Annotated in this window: 22 protein-coding genes; 5 read left to right on the top strand and 17 right to left on the bottom strand. The window is 42.9% G+C overall.

Going from position 1 to position 19300, the window contains the following annotated elements:
• Positions 1-9: 9 nt before the first annotated feature.
• Together RJD38_RS19070 and RJD38_RS19065 are read left to right on the top strand one after the other, a co-directional pair.
• Positions 10-1041: a methionine synthase gene (locus RJD38_RS19070; protein WP_065546195.1), complete on the top strand. Its 1032-nt coding sequence runs from the start codon at positions 10-12 to the stop codon at positions 1039-1041.
• A 207-nt stretch (positions 1042-1248) separates the two neighbouring features.
• Positions 1249-1668: a BLUF domain-containing protein gene (locus RJD38_RS19065; protein WP_065546194.1), complete on the top strand. Its 420-nt coding sequence runs from the start codon at positions 1249-1251 to the stop codon at positions 1666-1668.
• Between the two features lie 88 nt (positions 1669-1756).
• Here RJD38_RS19065 and RJD38_RS19060 read toward each other — a convergent pair whose 3' ends face one another.
• Positions 1757-2137, bottom strand: coding sequence for an IS3 family transposase (locus tag RJD38_RS19060; RefSeq protein ID WP_367971465.1), 381 nt, complete (start codon positions 2135-2137; stop codon positions 1757-1759).
• A gap of 112 nt (positions 2138-2249) precedes the next feature.
• On the opposite strand from RJD38_RS19060, the gene RJD38_RS19055 reads away from it, so the two are divergent.
• Positions 2250-3218, top strand: coding sequence for an IS30 family transposase (locus RJD38_RS19055; protein ID WP_083163595.1), 969 nt, complete (start codon positions 2250-2252; stop codon positions 3216-3218).
• 523 nt (positions 3219-3741) lie between these two features.
• Here RJD38_RS19055 and yqfB read toward each other — a convergent pair.
• The 9 genes from yqfB to RJD38_RS19010 all read right to left on the bottom strand — a co-directional run bounded on the left by yqfB (position 3742) and on the right by RJD38_RS19010 (position 11468).
• Complete coding sequence (gene yqfB / locus RJD38_RS19050; protein WP_083163635.1) at positions 3742-4053, bottom strand: N(4)-acetylcytidine aminohydrolase; 312 nt, start codon at positions 4051-4053, stop codon at positions 3742-3744.
• 1176 nt (positions 4054-5229) lie between these two features.
• Positions 5230-5637, bottom strand: coding sequence for a DUF1330 domain-containing protein (locus RJD38_RS19045; protein ID WP_065546191.1), 408 nt, complete (start codon positions 5635-5637; stop codon positions 5230-5232).
• Between the two features lie 642 nt (positions 5638-6279).
• On the bottom strand, positions 6280-7488 hold the full coding sequence (locus RJD38_RS19040; RefSeq protein WP_032073033.1) for an IS4 family transposase: 1209 nt from the start codon (positions 7486-7488) through the stop codon (positions 6280-6282).
• Positions 7489-7703: 215 nt separating this feature from the next.
• Positions 7704-8057: a DUF6404 family protein gene (locus RJD38_RS19035; protein ID WP_065546190.1), complete on the bottom strand. Its 354-nt coding sequence runs from the start codon at positions 8055-8057 to the stop codon at positions 7704-7706.
• A gap of 746 nt (positions 8058-8803) precedes the next feature.
• A complete protein-coding gene (locus tag RJD38_RS19030) occupies positions 8804-9133 on the bottom strand; it encodes a DHCW motif cupin fold protein (protein ID WP_065546189.1) in 330 nt (109 codons plus the stop codon).
• A gap of 210 nt (positions 9134-9343) precedes the next feature.
• Positions 9344-9763 carry a GNAT family N-acetyltransferase gene (locus tag RJD38_RS19025; protein ID WP_231893200.1) on the bottom strand — a complete coding sequence of 140 codons (420 nt, stop codon included), beginning with the start codon at positions 9761-9763 and terminating at the stop codon, positions 9344-9346.
• 136 nt (positions 9764-9899) lie between these two features.
• On the bottom strand, positions 9900-10277 hold the full coding sequence (locus RJD38_RS19020) for a hypothetical protein (protein ID WP_065546188.1): 378 nt from the start codon (positions 10275-10277) through the stop codon (positions 9900-9902).
• 145 nt (positions 10278-10422) lie between these two features.
• Positions 10423-10836 (bottom strand): GNAT family N-acetyltransferase, encoded by a 414-nt coding sequence (locus RJD38_RS19015; protein WP_367971674.1) that lies wholly within the window; start codon positions 10834-10836, stop codon positions 10423-10425.
• Between the two features lie 227 nt (positions 10837-11063).
• The gene (locus RJD38_RS19010) at positions 11064-11468 is read right to left on the bottom strand and encodes a GFA family protein (RefSeq protein WP_065546186.1); all 405 of its coding nucleotides are present in this window, start codon (positions 11466-11468) and stop codon (positions 11064-11066) included.
• Between the two features lie 197 nt (positions 11469-11665).
• Here RJD38_RS19010 and RJD38_RS19005 point away from each other — a divergent pair, with 197 nt between their 5' ends.
• Together RJD38_RS19005 and RJD38_RS19000 are read left to right on the top strand one after the other, a co-directional pair.
• Positions 11666-11914: a type II toxin-antitoxin system Phd/YefM family antitoxin gene (locus RJD38_RS19005; protein WP_065546185.1), complete on the top strand. Its 249-nt coding sequence runs from the start codon at positions 11666-11668 to the stop codon at positions 11912-11914.
• Positions 11904-12194, top strand: a complete 291-nt coding sequence (locus tag RJD38_RS19000) for a type II toxin-antitoxin system RelE family toxin (protein WP_065546184.1) — start codon at positions 11904-11906, stop codon at positions 12192-12194. Before RJD38_RS19005 ends, RJD38_RS19000 begins: the two co-directional genes overlap by 11 nt.
• 705 nt (positions 12195-12899) lie before the next feature.
• Here RJD38_RS19000 and RJD38_RS18995 read toward each other — a convergent pair.
• The 7 genes from RJD38_RS18995 to RJD38_RS18965 form a co-directional block, all read right to left on the bottom strand.
• Entirely contained in the window at positions 12900-13283 is a 384-nt protein-coding gene (locus tag RJD38_RS18995) for a hypothetical protein (protein WP_065546183.1), read from the bottom strand.
• Positions 13284-13432: 149 nt separating this feature from the next.
• Complete coding sequence (locus tag RJD38_RS18990; RefSeq protein ID WP_065546182.1) at positions 13433-13921, bottom strand: GNAT family N-acetyltransferase; 489 nt, start codon at positions 13919-13921, stop codon at positions 13433-13435.
• Between the two features lie 152 nt (positions 13922-14073).
• Positions 14074-14571, bottom strand: a complete 498-nt coding sequence (locus RJD38_RS18985; protein WP_065546181.1) for an AAA family ATPase — start codon at positions 14569-14571, stop codon at positions 14074-14076.
• 1265 nt (positions 14572-15836) lie between these two features.
• Positions 15837-16562: a hypothetical protein gene (locus tag RJD38_RS18980; RefSeq protein ID WP_065546180.1), complete on the bottom strand. Its 726-nt coding sequence runs from the start codon at positions 16560-16562 to the stop codon at positions 15837-15839.
• 757 nt (positions 16563-17319) lie between these two features.
• The gene (locus RJD38_RS18975) at positions 17320-17766 is read right to left on the bottom strand and encodes a GyrI-like domain-containing protein (RefSeq protein WP_065546178.1); all 447 of its coding nucleotides are present in this window, start codon (positions 17764-17766) and stop codon (positions 17320-17322) included.
• Between the two features lie 161 nt (positions 17767-17927).
• Entirely contained in the window at positions 17928-18311 is a 384-nt protein-coding gene (locus RJD38_RS18970) for a GFA family protein (RefSeq protein WP_065546177.1), read from the bottom strand.
• A 155-nt stretch (positions 18312-18466) separates the two neighbouring features.
• Positions 18467-19240, bottom strand: a complete 774-nt coding sequence (locus tag RJD38_RS18965; RefSeq protein ID WP_065546176.1) for an aminoglycoside phosphotransferase family protein — start codon at positions 19238-19240, stop codon at positions 18467-18469.
• Positions 19241-19300: the final 60 nt, after the last annotated feature.

The following is a 19300-nucleotide window of genomic DNA, read 5'->3' as shown; positions in this document are numbered from 1 at the left end:
GTATTTACTATGGCAAAACTATTACCCACTTCAACGTCAGGCAGTTTACCTAAGCCCTCTTGGCTTGCACAGCCAGAGACACTTTGGTCACCTTGGAAATTGCAAGATGAAGAACTCATACAAGGCAAACAAGATGCTCTGCGTTTGTCGTTACAAGACCAGCAACAATCCGGCATTGACATCGTCAGTGATGGCGAGCAAACCCGCCAACACTTTGTCACTACATTTATAGAACATCTCGATGGCGTTGACTTTGAAAAGCGTAAAACGGTTCGAATTCGTAATCGTTACGATGCAAGCGTACCGACAGTTGTCGGCCCTGTAACCCGGCAGAAACCGGTTTTTGTTGAAGACGCCAAGTTTCTTCGCCAGCAAACCAAGCAAAAAATTAAGTGGGCTCTGCCTGGCCCGATGACGATGATCGACACACTTTATGATGACCATTATAAAAGCCGTGAGAAGCTCGCATGGGAATTTGCCAAGATCCTTAATCAAGAAGCTAAAGAGCTAGAAGCCGCCGGAGTCGACATCATCCAGTTTGATGAACCTGCATTTAATGTCTTTTTCGATGAGGTGAATGACTGGGGCATCGCATGCCTAGAGCGAGCCATTGATGGCTTAAAATGTGAAACCGCGGTGCATATCTGTTACGGCTATGGGATTAAAGCTAACACCGATTGGAAAAAAACTCTCGGTTCAGAGTGGCGACAATATGAGGCCGTCTTTCCTAAGCTGCAGCAATCCAATATTGATATCATCTCTCTTGAATGCCACAACTCTCGCGTACCGATTGAATTGCTCGAACTGATTCGAGGGAAAAAAGTCATGGTTGGCGCGATCGATGTCGCCTCTGAAACGATAGAAACCCCTGAAGAGGTCGCGAGCACGCTACGAGAAGCGCTGAAATTTGTCGATGCTGACAAGCTCTACCCTTGCACAAATTGTGGTATGGCTCCTCTACCTCGCAAGCTCGCTACCGCCAAACTTCATGCTTTGAGCGCTGGCGCAAACATCATTCGAAAAGAGTTGCAGTTAGGTTAACCCCATAATCAGAGCTTCAAGTCGCGGGGAACTAATCGACTTGAAGTTCTGAAGTGATCAAAACCGATTCAAACTAAAACGCCGAGTGTGATGAGTCTGACTTAATCGCCTAGTATGCTTAATTTTTCAGTGCAGCAGCAAATTAGCAATTTCAGTGATATAGATTATATTTGATCATAACGACCATAAAATCACAGAGTGTACATTATGCCTTTAGCTAGATTAATTTACGTAAGTACCCTTTCAAAGGACTGCGATTCGATCGCGTTACAAGACATTTTGAACAAATCTCGTGATCACAACGCAATGTGTAACATTACTGGGCTTCTAAGCCACAACGACAAATACTTCATGCAATGCTTGGAAGGCTCCCGTGAAGAGATCAATAAAACTTATAACTACATTATCAATGACCAACGGCATACCAATGTGACCATTGTGTACTTTGAAGAAATACACTCACGACAATTTGGGGATTGGTCTATGGGTGACGTGCCTCAGTCTCAACTTACTTCTCTTCTTAACCTTCAGTTTTCAGGCTCGGATGAATTCAAACCGTATGAACTAAGCGGTCAAAGTGCCTATTTAATGCTGCTTGAACTCAAGCAACACTTACCCTCTGAGTAAGAGACCTGGTGTGCTCGAAGATACCAACCCGAGCTTCAACGATATTTTGATAGTCTTCTGCATAAATCAACTCGACTTTAAGTCGACTCTAGAATGACTCCATCACTGCATTGCCCCAACAGTTACCTTTTCGGCTCATGCTCGGGACACCACCATGCTCACGCATGAAGTTCTGATACTCGTACGCTCTGTATTGTACACCACGATCTGAGTGGATTATGACGCCCTTCGGCGGCTTACGCGACTTGAACGCCATTTTTAAGGCATTCGTTATGAGCTGAACCGCCATCGTCGTATCCAACGACCAACCGATGATACGCCTTGAATGGAGAGCCATCACTGTGGCTAAGTAGAGCCAACGGCTCTTCACCCAAATATACGTGATATCGGTCACCCATTTTTGATTTGGGTTGTCGGCTTCAAAGTCTCTTCGTAATAAATTATCGGCTACATTCGTCATCGATGCCACGTCCTTGCTGTATTTAAACGCTTGGATTCAAGTACGAAGTGCGACACCACTGAACAATATAACAGTGAGATGCGATAATCATGAATTTGCTCCCGCCAAGAAGTGAAAAACCATGAGATATACGCACCTCACTGAGATAGAAAGGTATATGATTTCTGCTCTGAGAAAGCAAGGAATTAGTGTCGATAAAATCGCCACACAACTAGGTCGTCACAGATGTACTATTTATCGTGAATTCCAACGGAACTCGCGATACAACGCATACCGACCAAACCCGTCTTACCAACCTGCTCGCGCACAACAAAAAGCTCGAAGTAGACTTAGTCGTTCAAGGCGAAATAAGCGTTACTGTAAAACTGACTTTAGGTTGGCTGAAGCCTTATTGAAACTGGATTGGAGCCCAGATCAGATCGTTGGCTACTTAAGATTAAGAGGCTATCCAACAATGAGTCACGAACTCATTTATCAGTACGTCTGGAACGATAAAGCAGAAGGCGGAATGCTATGGAAACACCTGCGTCAATCGACTAAGAAAAGGCGTAAGCGCTACAACTCAAAAGACAGTCGAGGACGGCTTGCAAATAAACGTCATATCATCGAGAGATCGGTTGAGGCTGAGCTAAGAAAAGAACCTGGGCACTGGGAAATTGATACCGTTGTTGGGCGCGGAACTAAGCACTGTATTGTCACTTTGGTGGACAGAATGACAGGCTACACTTTTATTGGCCAATTAGACGACCGAACGACGGGATCACTTAATGTGAGAATGAGCAAAATCATGACCCGTTCCGATTTACCTTTTAAGACAATTACAGCTGATAACGGCACTGAATTTCACCAATACGCACAACTAGAAAGGTTTCATAACTGCTTGTTTTACTTTGCAAACCCATATCATTCATGGGAAAGAGGCACCAATGAAAATACCAATGGATTAATACGTCAGTATTTACCAAAACGAACTTCCATGTCACATGTAACACAGAAGCTCTGCAATGAAATTGCCCACAAATTAAATACGCGCCCACGCAAAAGACTTGGGTATAGAACTCCTACGGAGTATATTCATGCGCATCTATAGAATTTGTCGCACTTCAAACTTGATACTAAGTGATTTATTTCGGACTTACCTTTCCACCTTGCTGCAATCGGTAAAAATTGTTTCTACTTGCATGCTTAACATCTTGTAGCTTTCTCGTCGCAGAACTCAAACTTGGGTTTACTGCCTCAAAGATCTTCACAGCTGACTTACCAGACCGAATCGCATCTATCACTAACTGCTCAAATTGCGCATGTCTCAGGTTTTTATGGTACATTTTTCTATGCTGTTCAAACCCTTGGCTTGTTAGCTTTTTATTACATATTGGACATGTTGTCCTAAAACTCACGTCCAGATTTTCGACTACATTTTTTGTTTTTCTCATGGATTCTCATCAAATCATATAACGCCGCGTTAAGTGGCGAGCAACGCCAACCACCCTACCTAAACCATTGTGATATAAACACTAAAAACGAAGTAAGCCGAAAACGCCAAGCGTTGGGAGTCCGTCTTAAACGCTTTGTTATGTGCGAAATATTATGACCGACTCGGCTACCTCAAAAATTTAGCGCACCACCTTAAATCGAATAAAATACAAGCTATTTTCGACGGGGTAAATCTTGCGCAATATCCACCTGAGCATAAACACAAACGGTAAGTTCTCTGCTTTAGCATGCTCTCGGTTTAACTCTGCGAACTTTACAGGTTCTACGCTTAGAATCTCGATATCGCAGATTCTTCTACCTTCTTCATGAGTGCTCGCTTCAAGAAGTTGTCCGACATAATAGTGACTCTCCGTTTTATCACGAATCGTAGCTACCTTTTTACCCGAGGTAATCTGTCGTTCCATGCGTTCGAAAAAAGTTATTTTATCCAATAAGTTACCCTACTATCTTAAAATGCGCTTCTAGCACATAACGCCGTGTTAAGGGGCGAAATACGCTATACCCCAAAACTAAACCATTGTGACTGAAACACCTAACTCGACATTTGATACCAACTCGCCAAGCGTTTGAGTCCCTCTTAAACACTTTGTTAACTGGTGAACTCAACACAACCACAAAAAGCTAGGATAACCATTAGTTCAGCTTACCCAAATAGTTAATCCAAGTACTCTTTCGACTATTTTCTGAGTCTGTCGAATATCTCACAATCTAATACTTGTACTATGAAACTTAGTTACCTAACTCCGAACCCCTATATTAGACGCCTAGTAAGCGTCTAACACGCAGTCACGCAATTTAGCCGCAAACACAATCGGTTTCATTAGACCAACTAATGCAAATCAGAAAAATCCGCTACAAACAGAAACGTACACAAGGATGATTTTTATGGGAACCAGTTAACGCCGCATTAAGTGGTGAACAACGCGACCACCCAAGCCTAAACCTTGCCACATTCAGCACTAAAGCCGACCTAGACTGAAATTGCCAAGCGTTGAGAATCCGTCTTAAATGCTTTGTTATGTTTTAGCACAATTCGTTGATTTACTTGGCAAAGAACTGAGATGCAGACCTAGTTTTCTGAACCAAATCACAAGCTCGAACTCACTTTACCGACAGATGCGCCAAACCAACAACAAGTAAGTCCACTTCCCTGCTAATGAGGCAACTCGATCAAACCTCAACAAGCGCCCTTTCTTAGCAAAAGCAGCGCAGAACAATGGCGATTTGCCGACTCAACTGCCAACGTTATTGGCTGATTGGGAAATATGACCAAAGCGACTTTGAGCCAGAGAAATAAGACGATCAAACCACACGAAAACCCGAATGAAGCAACCCGCGAACTTTGGCATGTTTTACGGGTTAAGGGATTTAAGAATGGATCGATAATAGTGATTTGCTGAGTCTACTCCCAACGAATAGCCAAAGGGGCAAAGAACGACTCAAAGGCATTTAAACCATTGAAATTCCATTAAAACATAACGCCGCGTTAAGTGGCGAGCAACGCTAACCACCCTACCAAAACCATTGTGACATAAACACTTAACCCAAAGTAAGCCGAAAACGCCATGCGTTGGGAGTCCGTCTTAAACGCTTTGTTATGTTGTAATTTAAGGCGCCTTCGTTTCTATGTTTAACTGTCCTGCCAAACCTGCCTCACGATGAACGCTTAGAGCCTTGAACTCTTCCGATGACGTCATTTCAATTAGAGCTTGTCGTGATGGATACCTTACAATTACAAATGAATCCCAGAGCTCTTCAACCTGACCTAGAATCAGTCCCGTAATTTCCGAATAGAAAACCACTTTTGCACCGTATTTCTCAAGAATCTTCGCCATCGGATGACCATACAAATCGTATGCCTCCCTACCCGTTAAAGTAGATTTTCGACCATCTGCATATTCCGCTTTTTCTCGAAATTTGAACAAGTTCAACAAATGAATTTCACCAGAATCAGGTGAAGATTTCAGTCTATCCATCTGACTATCTGATGGGTAAAGTTGATTAAGAACTTCCATTTTTCCTCCTTCAACATAACGCCGCATTAAGTGGTGAACAACGCGACCACCCAAGCCTAAACCTTGCCACATTTAGCACTAAAGCTGACCTAAGCTGAATTTGCCAAGCGTTGAGAATCCGTCTTAAATGCTTTGTTATGTTTTAGCACAATTCGTTGATTTACTTGGCAAAGAACTGAGATGTAGACTTAGATTTCTGAACCAAGTCACAAGCTAGAACCCACTTGACCGGTAGATGCGCCAAACCCAAGACGAGTAAGCCCACTTCCCTGATAATGAGGCAACTCGACCAAGGTTCAACAAGCGCCCTTTCTTAGCACAAGCAGCGCAGAACAATGGTGATTTGCCGAGGCTACTGCCAAGGTTATTGGCTGATTGGGAAATACGCTCAAAGCGACTTTGAGCCAAAGAAACAAGGCGACCAAACCACCCGAAAACTCGAATGAAGCAACCCGCGAACCTTGGCATGTTTTACGGGTTAAGTGATTTAAGAATGCAACGATAATAGTGATTTGCTGAGTCAACTCCCAACGAATAGCCAAAGGGACAATGAACGACTCAAAGGCATTTAAGCCATTGAAATCACATTAAAACATAACGCCGTATTAAGAGGTGAGCGACGCCCTACACTGAGGGATCCCCTCATAATTTCCCCAAAGCACAACCATGTTTGAATAGATTTTGAGCAAGCAGGGTTGCAGCCGCGAGCAAGTCTTCCCTCGTTATTGTGTAGCCAGAATGCCGCAAAACTTCCATCCCTAAGCGCACTGTTGAGAGTACATTTCGATTTTTGACAGTGTTAGCTTGGAAGTGCTTATCCCAACCTTGTTTCTGACCATGAACTCCAGCAAGCCAAAATGTCAGTTGAAGCATTAGGGCGATTAGCAGCATGATATCAAAGCGCTCTGAGCTGCTAGTTCGGCTATGACGGAGGCCTAAACCGTAGGCTGGGCTTTTCAAGTCTCGGAAGGTTTCTTCAATTTGCATACGCTTCGAGTAGAGCCTAACAAGTTGCTTTGGTGTTCGGATTTCAACGGGCAAGTTAGTCGCTAAAACCCATGGTTCTTTTGTCGAAGCGGAGTAGATTTTAGGTGACGGATGATGACAATTAGTCCGTGTCGAACGCTGATTTTTTCGGCCTTTAGGACGTGATTTATACAGTGCAATTTGACATGAAATTGGGTTGCTCTTAGTCAACCTCTTATAGCCTAAAGTCTTTGAGCGACTTGAGGATATGCTATGTAAGTTGCTGATAGGTTGCCAGTTTTCCGCACCTAAATCTGCATATTGCACTTTCCCTCTGACTCGACTTAACCAGTACCAACCTAGCTTTTCAACGGATTTATACCATGGCACTTTAAAGCCAGCATCACTGACAATGAGCGGTGTAGTGTTACTCGGTAGAATGCTTGCAAGGTCGGCTAGAAATTGGTCATGAGCCTTCTTTGAACATTGCTCTGAAAGCGGAAAGGCTTTCTCATAAAGAGTAATAGAACGACCATGTAGTGCCACCGAAGCCCGCAATACCATAAGCCGTTTTTGCTCACGAATATCAGACCAGTCAACAAGAACAATGGGCATCGAATTACCTGAACAGATAAAGCTGGCATGCCAACGGTATACAGCGAGTCGCTCTTTGTGCAAGTGACGATTACCTAACAATCTGTCGATTCGTTTGATGTTATGTTTTGTTCTGGCTTTCGTTGGCAGGTTACGACCAAGTTCGGTAAGAGTGAGCGTTTTACATTCAAGTAATGCGTGGCAAGCCAGCGTTAAACTGTTGAGTCGTTTTAAGTGCAATTCAGGGCAGAATTGGTAAAGAGAGTCGTGTAAAATATCGAGTTCGCACATCTTGTTGTCTGGTTATTGATTTTTCTCAGAACCATTTGATCACATGACAAGATGTGCATCTACCTTAAATTTATGATTTTTATCAAAATCATTAGGGGATTCCTCAGCGCCCTACACCACAGCCTCGACAAACCACCTTAAACACTAAAGCTGAATTTAAACGAAATTCGCCAAGCGTTGCGAATCCTTCTTAAATACTTTGTTAGGTTTTGGGGCTATTCTCCCAAAGAACTCCACTCCGACAGGTTTAATTGCTTTCGTCTAACAAAATAAAATGTCGCCATGATTAGCCCAAACAAAACACCACCAATCAGAGACATATAGACAGCTTCGAGAACTGGCTTATCTGCTTTACTCCAAACAACAAACCAATTTAAAACACCCCAAACAGGAGCGAACATGATGGCTGAAATAACCCAGTTGTTCATGAAGGTCTGATAATAAGGCGGCGGGAAGTTAAGTCCCATTTTGCATAGTAACTTGGCTATTGGTGGATTGTAATTCGACTTCCAAACACCTTTATCATTGAGCTCTTTATGTGCAAATTGGAGCTTCGTTTGATAATCCATGATACCCCCTCAATTCCATTTGACCGCGGAAAAACCTAACGCCGCATTAAGTGGTGAACAACGCGACCACCCAGCCTAAACCTTGCCACATTCAGCACTAAAGCTGACCTAAACTGAAATTGCCAAGCGTTGAGAATCCGTCTTAAATGCTTTGTTATGTTTTAGCACAATTCGTTGATTTACTTGGCAAAGAACTGAAGTGTAGACCTAGATTTCTGAACTAAATCACAACCTAGCACTAGCTTGACCGGCAGATGTGCCAAACCAACAACGAGTAAGCCCACTTCCCTGACAATGAGGCAACTCGACCAAGCCTCAACAAGCGCCCTTTCTTAGCAAAAGCAGCGCAGAACAATGGCAATTTGCCGACTCAACTGCCAAGGTTATTGGCTGATTGGGAAATATGCCCAAAGCGACTTTGAGCCAGAAGAACCTGACTACCGAACCACCCGAAAACTCGAATGAAGCAACCCGCGAACATTGGCATGTTTTACGGGTTAAGTGATTTAAGAAAGGAACGATAATAGTGATTTGCTGAGTCTACTCCCAGCGAATGGCTAGAGGGGCAAAGAACAACTCAAAGGCATTTAAGCCATTGAAATTCCGTTAAAACATAACGCCGCGTTAAGTGGCGAGCAACGCCAACCACCTTACCTAAACCATTGTGACATAAACACTTAACCTGAAGAAAGTCGAAAGCGCCAAGCGTTGGGAGTCCGTCTTAAACGCTTTGTTATGTGCGAAGCTTAATCAACGACAAACAGCTTAGCGCCAATCACCGTAGACGAGCGATGAGGCTCTGCATTGTCAGCTACTTGATAACTCATGCCGGGTTTTAGAATGAATTCTCGACCATCATCTAGCTCGGTGGTTAATTCCCCCGAGAGACAAAACAAGATATGCCCCTTTGAACACCAATGGTCTGCGAGATAATTTTCAGAATACTCAACCATACGGACTCGCAGCTCACCAAATTTCTTAGTGCGCCAATAAGCCATACCCGTTTCACCAGTATGTTCAGTAACCTCGACCTCACTCCAATCTGTGATTCCGAAAGGTACATTCTCAATATCCATATTGATTTCCTCCATAATTTCAATTTGTTACTAGCACATAACGCCGCATTAAGTGGTGAACAACGCGACCACCCAAGCCTAAACCTTGCCACATTCAGCACTAAAGCCGACCTAAACTGAAATTGCCAAGCGTTGAGAATCCGTCTTAAATGCTTTGTTATATTCGGAATTTTTTCGCATGTGGAGCAAAACCACTGTCTCACCATCATACTAAATTCTAGATTCAGCGCTGTAAGGTTCGAAGCCAAGTTTGGTATAAAGCAACAAAGCGCGAGTGTTGTAATTAAATACTGACAAATATGGTACTGCTTGATAAAGCTCCAAACACTGTGAACTCAAATGTTCAATAAGAGCTCGACCAATTCCTTGCCCTTTATACGCATCAGACACGACAATATTACCGATAAATGCACTCTGCGACGGTTTTACATTATACAAATTTCCAAAGGCAACAACTTGGTTATCAACAATGCATACTGTTAGGTCTGACCTCGCTTTGGAAATATCACAGATTTGACTGTAATCCCACGGATAAGAACCTGAAGGGCAAACTGAATACAACTCCTCTGGTGAAGAAACCAGTTGAGCAATTGCTTCAAAATGAACCTCACTAGCACTCGTAAATTCCATTTTACCTCCCGAGAATATAACGCCGCGTTAAGTGGTGAGCAACGCTAACCACCCTACCTAAACCATTGTGACATAAACACTTAAACTGAAGTAAGCCGAAAATGCCATGCGTTGGGAATCCGTCTTAAACGCTTTGTTATGCGACTGGTGGGGGTTGCTTTGAATTTGCCATTCGTACGATCTGACGGACGGGTTGTAAATGAATTTCTGAAACAACTACAGATATAAAACCCATTATTACAACGGGAATGCCAATCGAAAAACTAAACCACATTGCGCCACTTAATTCGGGCTGTCCCCACTGGCTGAAAATCGACGATAGGATTGACGAAAATGCCAGCGTTAGGGCTATAAGCTGAGTCCAACTATGAGTCACCACTACAAAAGTATTTGAATAGACACTTTTACGAATTACAGCCTTACCCGTTAACCCACCCATTTTCACTCGAATACTTGAATTACCGCCAGATACCTCATACCCCTGGGTTACTAACTCATCAATTATTTCTTCCACTCGAAACTCCTTTTTCCTGAGTCGCATAACGCCGCGTTAAGTGGCGAGCAACGCTAACCACCTTACCTAAATCATTGTGACATAAACACTTAACCTGAAGAAACCCGAAAGCGCCAAGCGTTGGGAGTCCGTCTTAAACGCTTTGTTATGCCGATATTAACATTTCCATGAATACCGCATCTTCGCCGTATACAGGACTGATATCGCTACTTTCCAACGCACTAAAACCTAATGTCGACCAGTAGCCTGCTGCGCCTTGAACTGCAGCTAGACTAATTTTGTTAACGCCCATTTTCTTCGTTAATTGAAACACTCGATTAGTCAACAATCGACCAACACCTTTGTTTTGTGCTGTGGCACTAACAGCCATATCATGGATGAAAAACTGACGCTTACCACTGACCATTACTAACGGTTCAAACAACTTTGGAGGTATTGGACTATCCCACGGATGTGACAACAAATAACCTGCGATATCTCCGTCGTTCGACTCGCACACAAAACAACTTGTAGGTGACACGATACTTTTGCTTTTTAGTACGTCCAGTTCTTCGAGCACACCATCATGATACACCTCAGCCTGAATTCGAAGTATCGAATCCCAGTCTGACTCAATAACTGCTCTAACCTTCAAATTGCACCTCAATTGTCAGTTTCCATTTTAGGCATAACGCCGCGTTAAGTGGTGAGCAACGCTACCACCCTACCTAAACCATTGTGACATAAACACTTAAACTGAAGTAAGTTGAAAATGCCAAGCGTTGAGAATCCGTCTTAAACGCTTTGTTATGCATTTTCTGGAGGCGCACCATCGAACTGAGGCACCCCATCAGCGATTAATTCCCACGAAGCCTTAGAGTCAACGTATATATGGCGACTGAGTTGTATTTGAGGGTCACCGTTTATGCAGCCTAACGTAACACCGTGAACATGCCCCTTGTACACGCCAACTAATGTGGAACCGCACTTGGAGCAAAACTGAAGCCCAAAACCATGCTCACCGATATATGAAGTTAGCCGTTCTTCCCCACATACCCATTCAAACTCACCCTCTTTAACAAGAGCATATGCTGAAGCCTGTGAGCTAAATGCTTTACGACATCGAGAGCAATGACAAGAACGGGCATCATGGAGACCACCGTCAATCTTGTACTTAATTTCGCCACAGAAACACTCACCAGTAATCGTCATAACACCTCCTTATGCATAACGCCGTGTTAAGTGGTGAGCAGCGCTACCACCAAAACTCAAGACATTGTGCCATAAACACATATGCAAAACTTTGAACTGAAACCGCCGAGCGTTGCGAATCCGTCTTAAACACCTTGTTATACCGCTTGTTTGCAACTAAAATGACCATCTTAAAGACCGCATTAAGGAGCTTTTAAATGACCGCTAGAATATTAGCTGATGTTGCTGCAAGTATTACTGAGTTTAAAGCGAACCCAATGAAGGTTGCTTCAAGCGCTTATGGTGCTCCAGTCGCTGTACTAAACCGAAATGAACCTGCATTTTACTGTGTACCTGCTGCTGCATACGAAATGATGATGGACAAGCTTGAAGATATTGAGCTGCTAGCTTTAGCTAAAGAGCGAGAATCTGAAGCAAGCATTTCGGTGAGTATCGATGACTTATAATCTTGAATTTAAAAGTAGCGCACTTAAAGAGTGGAAAAAACTCGGCGCTACTTTGCAACAGCAATTTAAGAAGAAACTGATTGAGCGCTTAGCTAACCCACACGTTCCTGCTTCCAAATTATCCGGCGCAGACAACATGTATAAGATCAAATTACGCCAATCTGGCTATCGCTTAGTATACAAAGTGCAAGACGATGTAGTTATTGTTACCGTTTTAGCCGTAGGTAAGCGCGAACGTAGCGATGTGTACAGAAAAGCGATGACAAGGCTCAACGACTGATTGCGGTATAACGCCGCATTAAGTGGTGAACAACGCGACCACCCAACCTTAAACCTTGCCACATTTAGCACTAAAGCTGACCTAGGCTGAAATCGCCAAGCGTTGAGAATCCGTCTTAAATGCTTTGTTATGTTTTAGCACAATTCGTTGATCTACTTGGTAAAGAACTGAGATGCAGACCTAGTTTTCTGAACCAAATCACAAGCTCGAACTTACTTGACCGGCAGGCGCGCCAAAACCAAAAACGAGTAAGTCCACTTCCCTGCTAATGAGGCAACTCAATACGCTTTCAACAAGCGCCCTTTCTTAGCAAAAGCAGCGCAGAACAATTGCGATTTACCGACTCAACTGCCAAGGTTATTAGGTAATTGGGAAATATGCCCAAAGCGACTTTGAGCCAGAGAAACAAGACGACCAAACCACCCGAAAACTCGAATGAAGCAACCCACGAACTTTAGCATGTTAACGGGCTGAGAGATTTAAGAACTGAGCGATAATAGTGATTTGCTGAGTCTACTCCCAACGAATAGCTAAAGGGGCAAAGAACGACTCAAAGGCATTTAAGCCATTGAAATCCCATTAAAACATAACGCCGCATTAAGTGGTGAACAACGCGACCACCCTACCTAAACCATTGTGACATAAACACTTAAACTGAAGTAAGCCGAAAACGCCATGCGTTGGGAATCCGTCTTAAATGCTTTGTTAAATGCACTTTCCCAACAGAAACTCCCAGTCTGAAAAAGCAATCTGATTCTTGGTAACTTTAAGCCGATGATAGCCCGTATCTGTATTTGAGGTAATTTGAATATACTGATGTCCAAATATATCATTCTTAGCCATTAACTCAGCTTTGAGACCACGAAGACAAACGTCATTTCCCACAACTGACAAATGGCTCTTCTTACATAAGGCTAGAAATGAATACACAACCACCATACTCGTCACAGCGACAAGAAATGGCCATAATTGAAATTCAGTTTCGGAGAGCCAATTGAAAAGAAGCGTGAAAACTGCGTAGCTCGTGACCATGGACAACACCATTTTCCAATGCCACACATTAATTCTAAATTCTATATTTCGATTCATCCGTAAATCCTATTAGAACGCACGTGCATTTAACGCCGCGTTAAGTGGCGAGCAACGCTAACCACCTTACCTAACTCATTGTGACATAAACACTTAACCTGAAGAAAGCCGAAAGCGCCAAGCGTTGGGAGTCCGCCTTAAACGCTTTGTTATGCCGATATTAACATTTCCATGAATACAGCATCTTCGCCGTATACAGGACTGATATCGCTACTTTCCAACGCATTAAAACCTAATGTCGACCAGTAGCCAGCCGCGTCTTGAACTGCAACTAGACTAATTTTGTTAACGCCCATTTTCTTCGTTAATTCAAACACTCGATTAGTCAACAATCGACCAACACCTTTGTTTTGTGCTGTGGCACTAACAGCCATGTCATGGATGAAAAACTGATGGTTACCACTGACCATTGCTAACGGTTCAAACAACTTTGGAGGTATTGGACTATCCCACGGATGTGACAACAAATAACCCACGATATCTCCGTCGTTCGACTCGCACACAAAACAACTTGTAGGTGACACGATACTTTTACTTTTTAGTACGTCCAAATCTTCGAGCACACCATCATGATACACCTCAGCCTGAATTCGAAGTATCGAATCCCAATCTGACTCAATAACTGCTCTAACCTTCAAATTGCACCTCAATTGTCAGTTTCCATTTTAGGCATAACGCCGCGTTAAGTGGTGAGCAACGCTACCACCCTACCTAAACCATTGTGACATAAACACTTAAACCGATGTAAGCCGAAAATGCCAAGCGTTGGGAATCCGTCTTAAACGCTTTGTTATGCGTATTCTCCCACACGTACCAGACTGAGATTTTCACTCGCTGCTGGAGCTTCAAAATACTGGGTCACATGATGAAATACAGCCTCTGTGTCAAACATAGCTCTTTCTGGTTGTTCAACTCGGCGTTTAGCAATTTGGGATAAACATTGTTCGTCTGTTAAGTCTAAATACAACAGCTCATGATCACTATCTACTTCGACGCACAGTGATACAAACCAAACTCTTTGCCTTACAGTATTAGCTGGAAAATCCATGACAACGTTAACCCCGACATTCAGCAAGTTTTGAACATGGCTTTTAACGAAAGGCTTAATTAAGTTTGAGTACTTGATGTAGTCGTCAAACGTTTGAATTTGAGAAGGATAATGAGCTGACAACCAATCGTCTTCTGAAATTAAGACTGCATTGTTTTCAGCAGCTACAACCTTAGATTTGGTCGATTTTCCTGCTCCCATCTTGCCACAGAAGAAGTACAGCTTTCCCTGATTTTCCATGTTTCCTCCATTTACGCATAACGCCGCATTAAGTGGTGAACAACGCGACCACCCAACCTTAAACCTTGCCACATTTAGCACTGAAGCTGACCTAGGCTGAAACCGCCAAGCGTTGAGAATCCGTCTTAAATGCTTTGTTATGTTTTAGCACAATTCGTTGATTTACTTGGCAAAGAACTGGGATTCAGACCTAGATTTCTGAACCAAGTCACAAGCTCGAACTCACTTGACAGCCAGATGCGCCAAACTTAAAACGAGTAAGCCCACTTCCCTGATAATGAGGCAACTCGATACACTTTCAACAAGCGCCCTTTCTTAGCAAAAGCAGCGCAGAACAATGGCGATTTGCCGAGGCAACTGCCAGGTTATTAGCTGATTGGGAAATATGACCAAAGCGACTTTGAGCCAGAGAAACAAGACGACCAAACCACCCGAAAACTTGAATGAAGCAACCCGCGAACCTTGGCATGTTTTACGGGTTAAGGGATTTAAGAATGAATCGATAATAGTGATTTGCTGAGTCTACTCCCAACGAATCGCCAAAGGGGCAAAGAACGACTCAAAGGCATTTAAACCATTGAAATTCCATTAAAACATAACGCCGCATTAAGTGGTGAACAACGCGACCACCCAACCTTAAACCTTGCCACATTTAGCACTAAAGCCGACCTAGACTGAAATTGCCAAGCGTTGAGAATCCGTCTTAAATGCTTTGTTATGTAAATTCAGCCACATAAGCCAAAGTTACCACGAAAAACCGAGCCTGTACGACCTAAGAAATAGCCAAAACCAAAGAACCCAACAGTGTTCACGAATTTGCAGAGTCAGCAATGTTACAGACCAAGCTTCAACAAACGAAAAATGGTGATGAGTAGCGACCAAAAAGGCTTTTGAATCTGGGAAATATAGCGAAAGAAGCCATCAGCAAATGGGGACTTTCGTTAACCTTGCCCTTTCAACACTTTGAGCCCGCAAAACTAACCACGAACCAACACTGAAACTGAATGAGGAAACTCACGAATCTTGGCATGTTTTACGGCTAATTTGGCAAAGAATAGGGACAGAAAGAGCCGATTTTGACGAGGATGAAAACCGATGGGTGGAGAGAGCGAATAAACAGAATAATACCGATTTTACCCGCTTTACATAACGCCCAATGAAGGTGTGAGTAACGCTACCACGAAACATAACCAGACCACCGTAAACACTGTACTCAAACTAGAACCAAAAGTCCCAAGCGTTAGGAATCACTCTTAAATTGTTTGTTATGTGCGTTCAAATGGCTTCAACTGAAACCATTGGGAAGGGTGAGATGTTGAGAACTTTTGGACATCAAAGTCACTTAACACGCCATTTAACTCTGTTTTCAATTTCGAAGTGCAAGCATTGATAATGACCTTGGGCTCGTAGGACTCAAGCCTACATTTAAATTCACTAGCGCACTGTTGATACAGCACTTTCCATACTTTATCTCTAAGTGGTTTTTGTAATTTTTTTGAGCCATGAATTGCTACTAACGATGTCTGAAATGGCACTGGATTAACCAAGATAATTGCATATTCCATATCTTGATCTAATGTTAGTCCCAACCCTTGCAGTAGTGGTAGTACATGAGAAGAAAAATATTGTTGAAAATAAAGTCCCGTAGTTCCACAAGCTGGAGCTATCGGGTTATAGTCATCTGTGAACTCTTCTCTATGTGGTGACTCGAGCAATACAACTATATTGTTTGTCTTTTGTTGCACTTCAAAATTTTCAAAATCACGAGATATTGGAGTTCTAGAGGGCTTGATTAGCTGCCAATTACTCTTTTGGTAAGAAAGTATATACCTATAAGTATCCTTTACTGATTTAGACTCATTAAAAAACTCAGGCTTGATTAAGAGCCCATCACAACGTTTCTTCAAGTACCCAGAATTATTGTGAAATAAAGCTTTTTCATCGTCATCAAGTTCAACTTTGAGCCACTGCCCCTTAAACTTAAATATCATAATTATCCTAATTATCCTAATTAATCACATCAAAATTAGTCTCAAGGACTAGTAAAACTGTCAACTAAACATGGGGGCACTCTAAGCACATAACGCCATGTTAAGGGGTGAGCCAACGCATTGCGCTGAAGCTACGACAAACCGCCTTAAACACCATTGCTGAATTTAAACAGAATTCGCCAAGCGTTGCGAATCCACCTTGAACATTTTGTTATGCAAATACAGCGACATAGCCAGCAACTTACCACAGAAACCAAAGCCATTGAGTCAAAATCATTTCCCAAAACAACAGAACTCTACGAAGTTCACGAACTTAAGAAATCTGAAGCCTCAACAAGTAAAGAACACTCAACTTCAGCGCGTAAAAAGGCTTTTGCGACAAATAACTAAACGAACCAGAGCTTCAGCAAGTTTGAGCTGTCGTTCACTCTGCTCTTTCCACACTTTAAGCCCGCGAAACTCACTGCCAACCAGATCGAAAACTGAATGAGGCGACCCACGAAATTTGGCATGTTTTACGGCTGGAGATATTCAAGAATTGAGGGCGACAATGCCAATTTGCCGACACCAGAAAACGGGAAGCCGGAGGGAACAAAAAAACGATTTCTACCAATTTTGCTCTCATTGCATAACGCCGCATTAAGTGGTGAACAACGCGACCACCCAACCTTAAACCTTGTCACATTTAGCATTGAAGCCGACCTGAACTGAAATTGCCAAGCGTTGAGAATCCGTCTTAAATGCTTTGTTATGTAAATTATTTCAGCGCGATGTAGACACTGACTTTGGTAGCACTATCGTACTGCTCAAAATCTGTTGTATATGCCCTTTCATGCGCACAATTCGGAGAGCCAAAGTATGACCAAACTGACTGCCAAGCAGCGATAACAGCAGTAGGAAACTCGCCTTCAGATTCAAACTTCAGGTAAGAACCCGAAACTACGGATACTGATGACAATTCAATATTCGATGAGGATACTTCATTCGAGCCCATTAATACGTCAAAGTAGCCATTGACGTCTGACTCGTAATTACAGTAAACACTATACGCTCTGGCTCCGGACTGATAATCAATAACTAGATTTGAGTCGACATACTCAACGTGCTTTGGAATGTTAGCCGTCTCGGGGTTCATTTCAATTTCATTGCGGGTTCTTAGGATTAGACCTTGGATTTCAAACCCTTTTACTTCAACGACTTCCATTTTTTACTCCATTTACATAACGCCGCGTTAAGTGGCGAGCAACGCCAACCACCTTACCTAAACCATTGTGACATCAACACTTAACCTGAAGAAAGCCGAAAGCGCCAAGCGTTGGGAGTCCGTCTTAAACGCCTTGTTATAACACGCCTCAATGTTTGCGCTTACAAGTTAATACTGTCTTTTGGATGATGAATTCCATCGTAAATTTTGACAGGTTCCAAATCATAAGGATTAACACCTTCGAGACACGCAACATTAATTGCGAATTGATGTGGATTGGAGCGCCTTTGGTGATGAGTGTATATGCCGCAAGTTTTACAAAAGTAGTGCCTCGCCGTCATGGTATTAAATTGATAAAGGGTCAAGTTATCTTCACCTTTTACAATTTTGAGGTTTTCAAGCAAGACAGATGCAGCAATGGCTCCGCGCTTCCTACACATAGAACAAGAGCAACGACGAGGGTCTTCTAGCCCATTTGGCATCGTTAGTTCCAATTCAACTGCACCACAATGACATTTTGCATTGTGTACTCTGTTTATGTCCATATTATTGCCTCCATGCTGACATTCCGGGAAGTGTTATAACGCCGCGTTAAGTGGTGAGCAACGCCAACCACCTTGCCTAAACCATTGTGACATAAACACTTAACCCAAAATAAGCTGAAAACGCCTTGCGTTGGGAATCCGTCTTGAACGCTTTGTTAGTTGCACAACGCGCGCTGAATTTTTTGCTTATTGTCGATAATGTATTTTATATCATCGAGATAAGATTGAAGATGACCATGCTCGATGTTCTCAGAAAATTGTTCGCTACCATTGACTGCTTCTTGCCGCATGAAGCTGACTAGTGCGTTTAGACGTATAACCATATAATCTGCGAGTTGTTCCCGCTGAGCCAACGAAGCGCCATAACTGTCGCAAAATACCTTAGCTCTTGTAGTTTGTTCCTCAATTGAACCTAGCCTATCGACACTGTCCGTTTTAAACGGAGCCCAGCAATAAAGTGAATATGCTAAATCCCAAACCCTTGGTGCAGGATGCGAGGTATCGAAGTCAAATACGCCACTCACAACGTTACCGGTGAGAGCTACATTATATGGGGTAAAGTCACCATGACATATGACCTCAAATGGCTCTCGAGGTTCTAACATCCAAGGCAAGCTACTCGGTTCAATATTACTAACGAATGTTGCTGTTGAGTCGTGAAGCTTTCTTAGCAATTTAGCGGCGGACACCAAAGCCTCTTGTGTAGCGATAGCACCCGTGAGTGGGTAATTGAATGTGTCATCAGTTACAAAACTTAACTTCTCTTGCTCACCCTCAACACCGAGAAACTGAGGTGCTTCGTTGAATCCAGACTCTTTTAAGTGTTCTAGTAACCGATGAATCGTAATGCTCCAAGGCTGAATTGGTCGATAAACAACATCGCCATCTCGGAATATTGAAGACTCTCTTCCACCTGATAATTCTTCCATGATTCTCCATTTGCCACTAACGCCGCGTTAAGTAGTGAGCAACGCTATCACGAAGCTTAA

The organism is Vibrio scophthalmi (assembly GCF_040869025.1).
Classification (GTDB): domain Bacteria; phylum Pseudomonadota; class Gammaproteobacteria; order Enterobacterales; family Vibrionaceae; genus Vibrio; species Vibrio scophthalmi.
The sequence above is the reverse complement of the archived record's forward strand: the minus strand, read 5'-3'. Positions and strand labels throughout refer to the sequence as shown.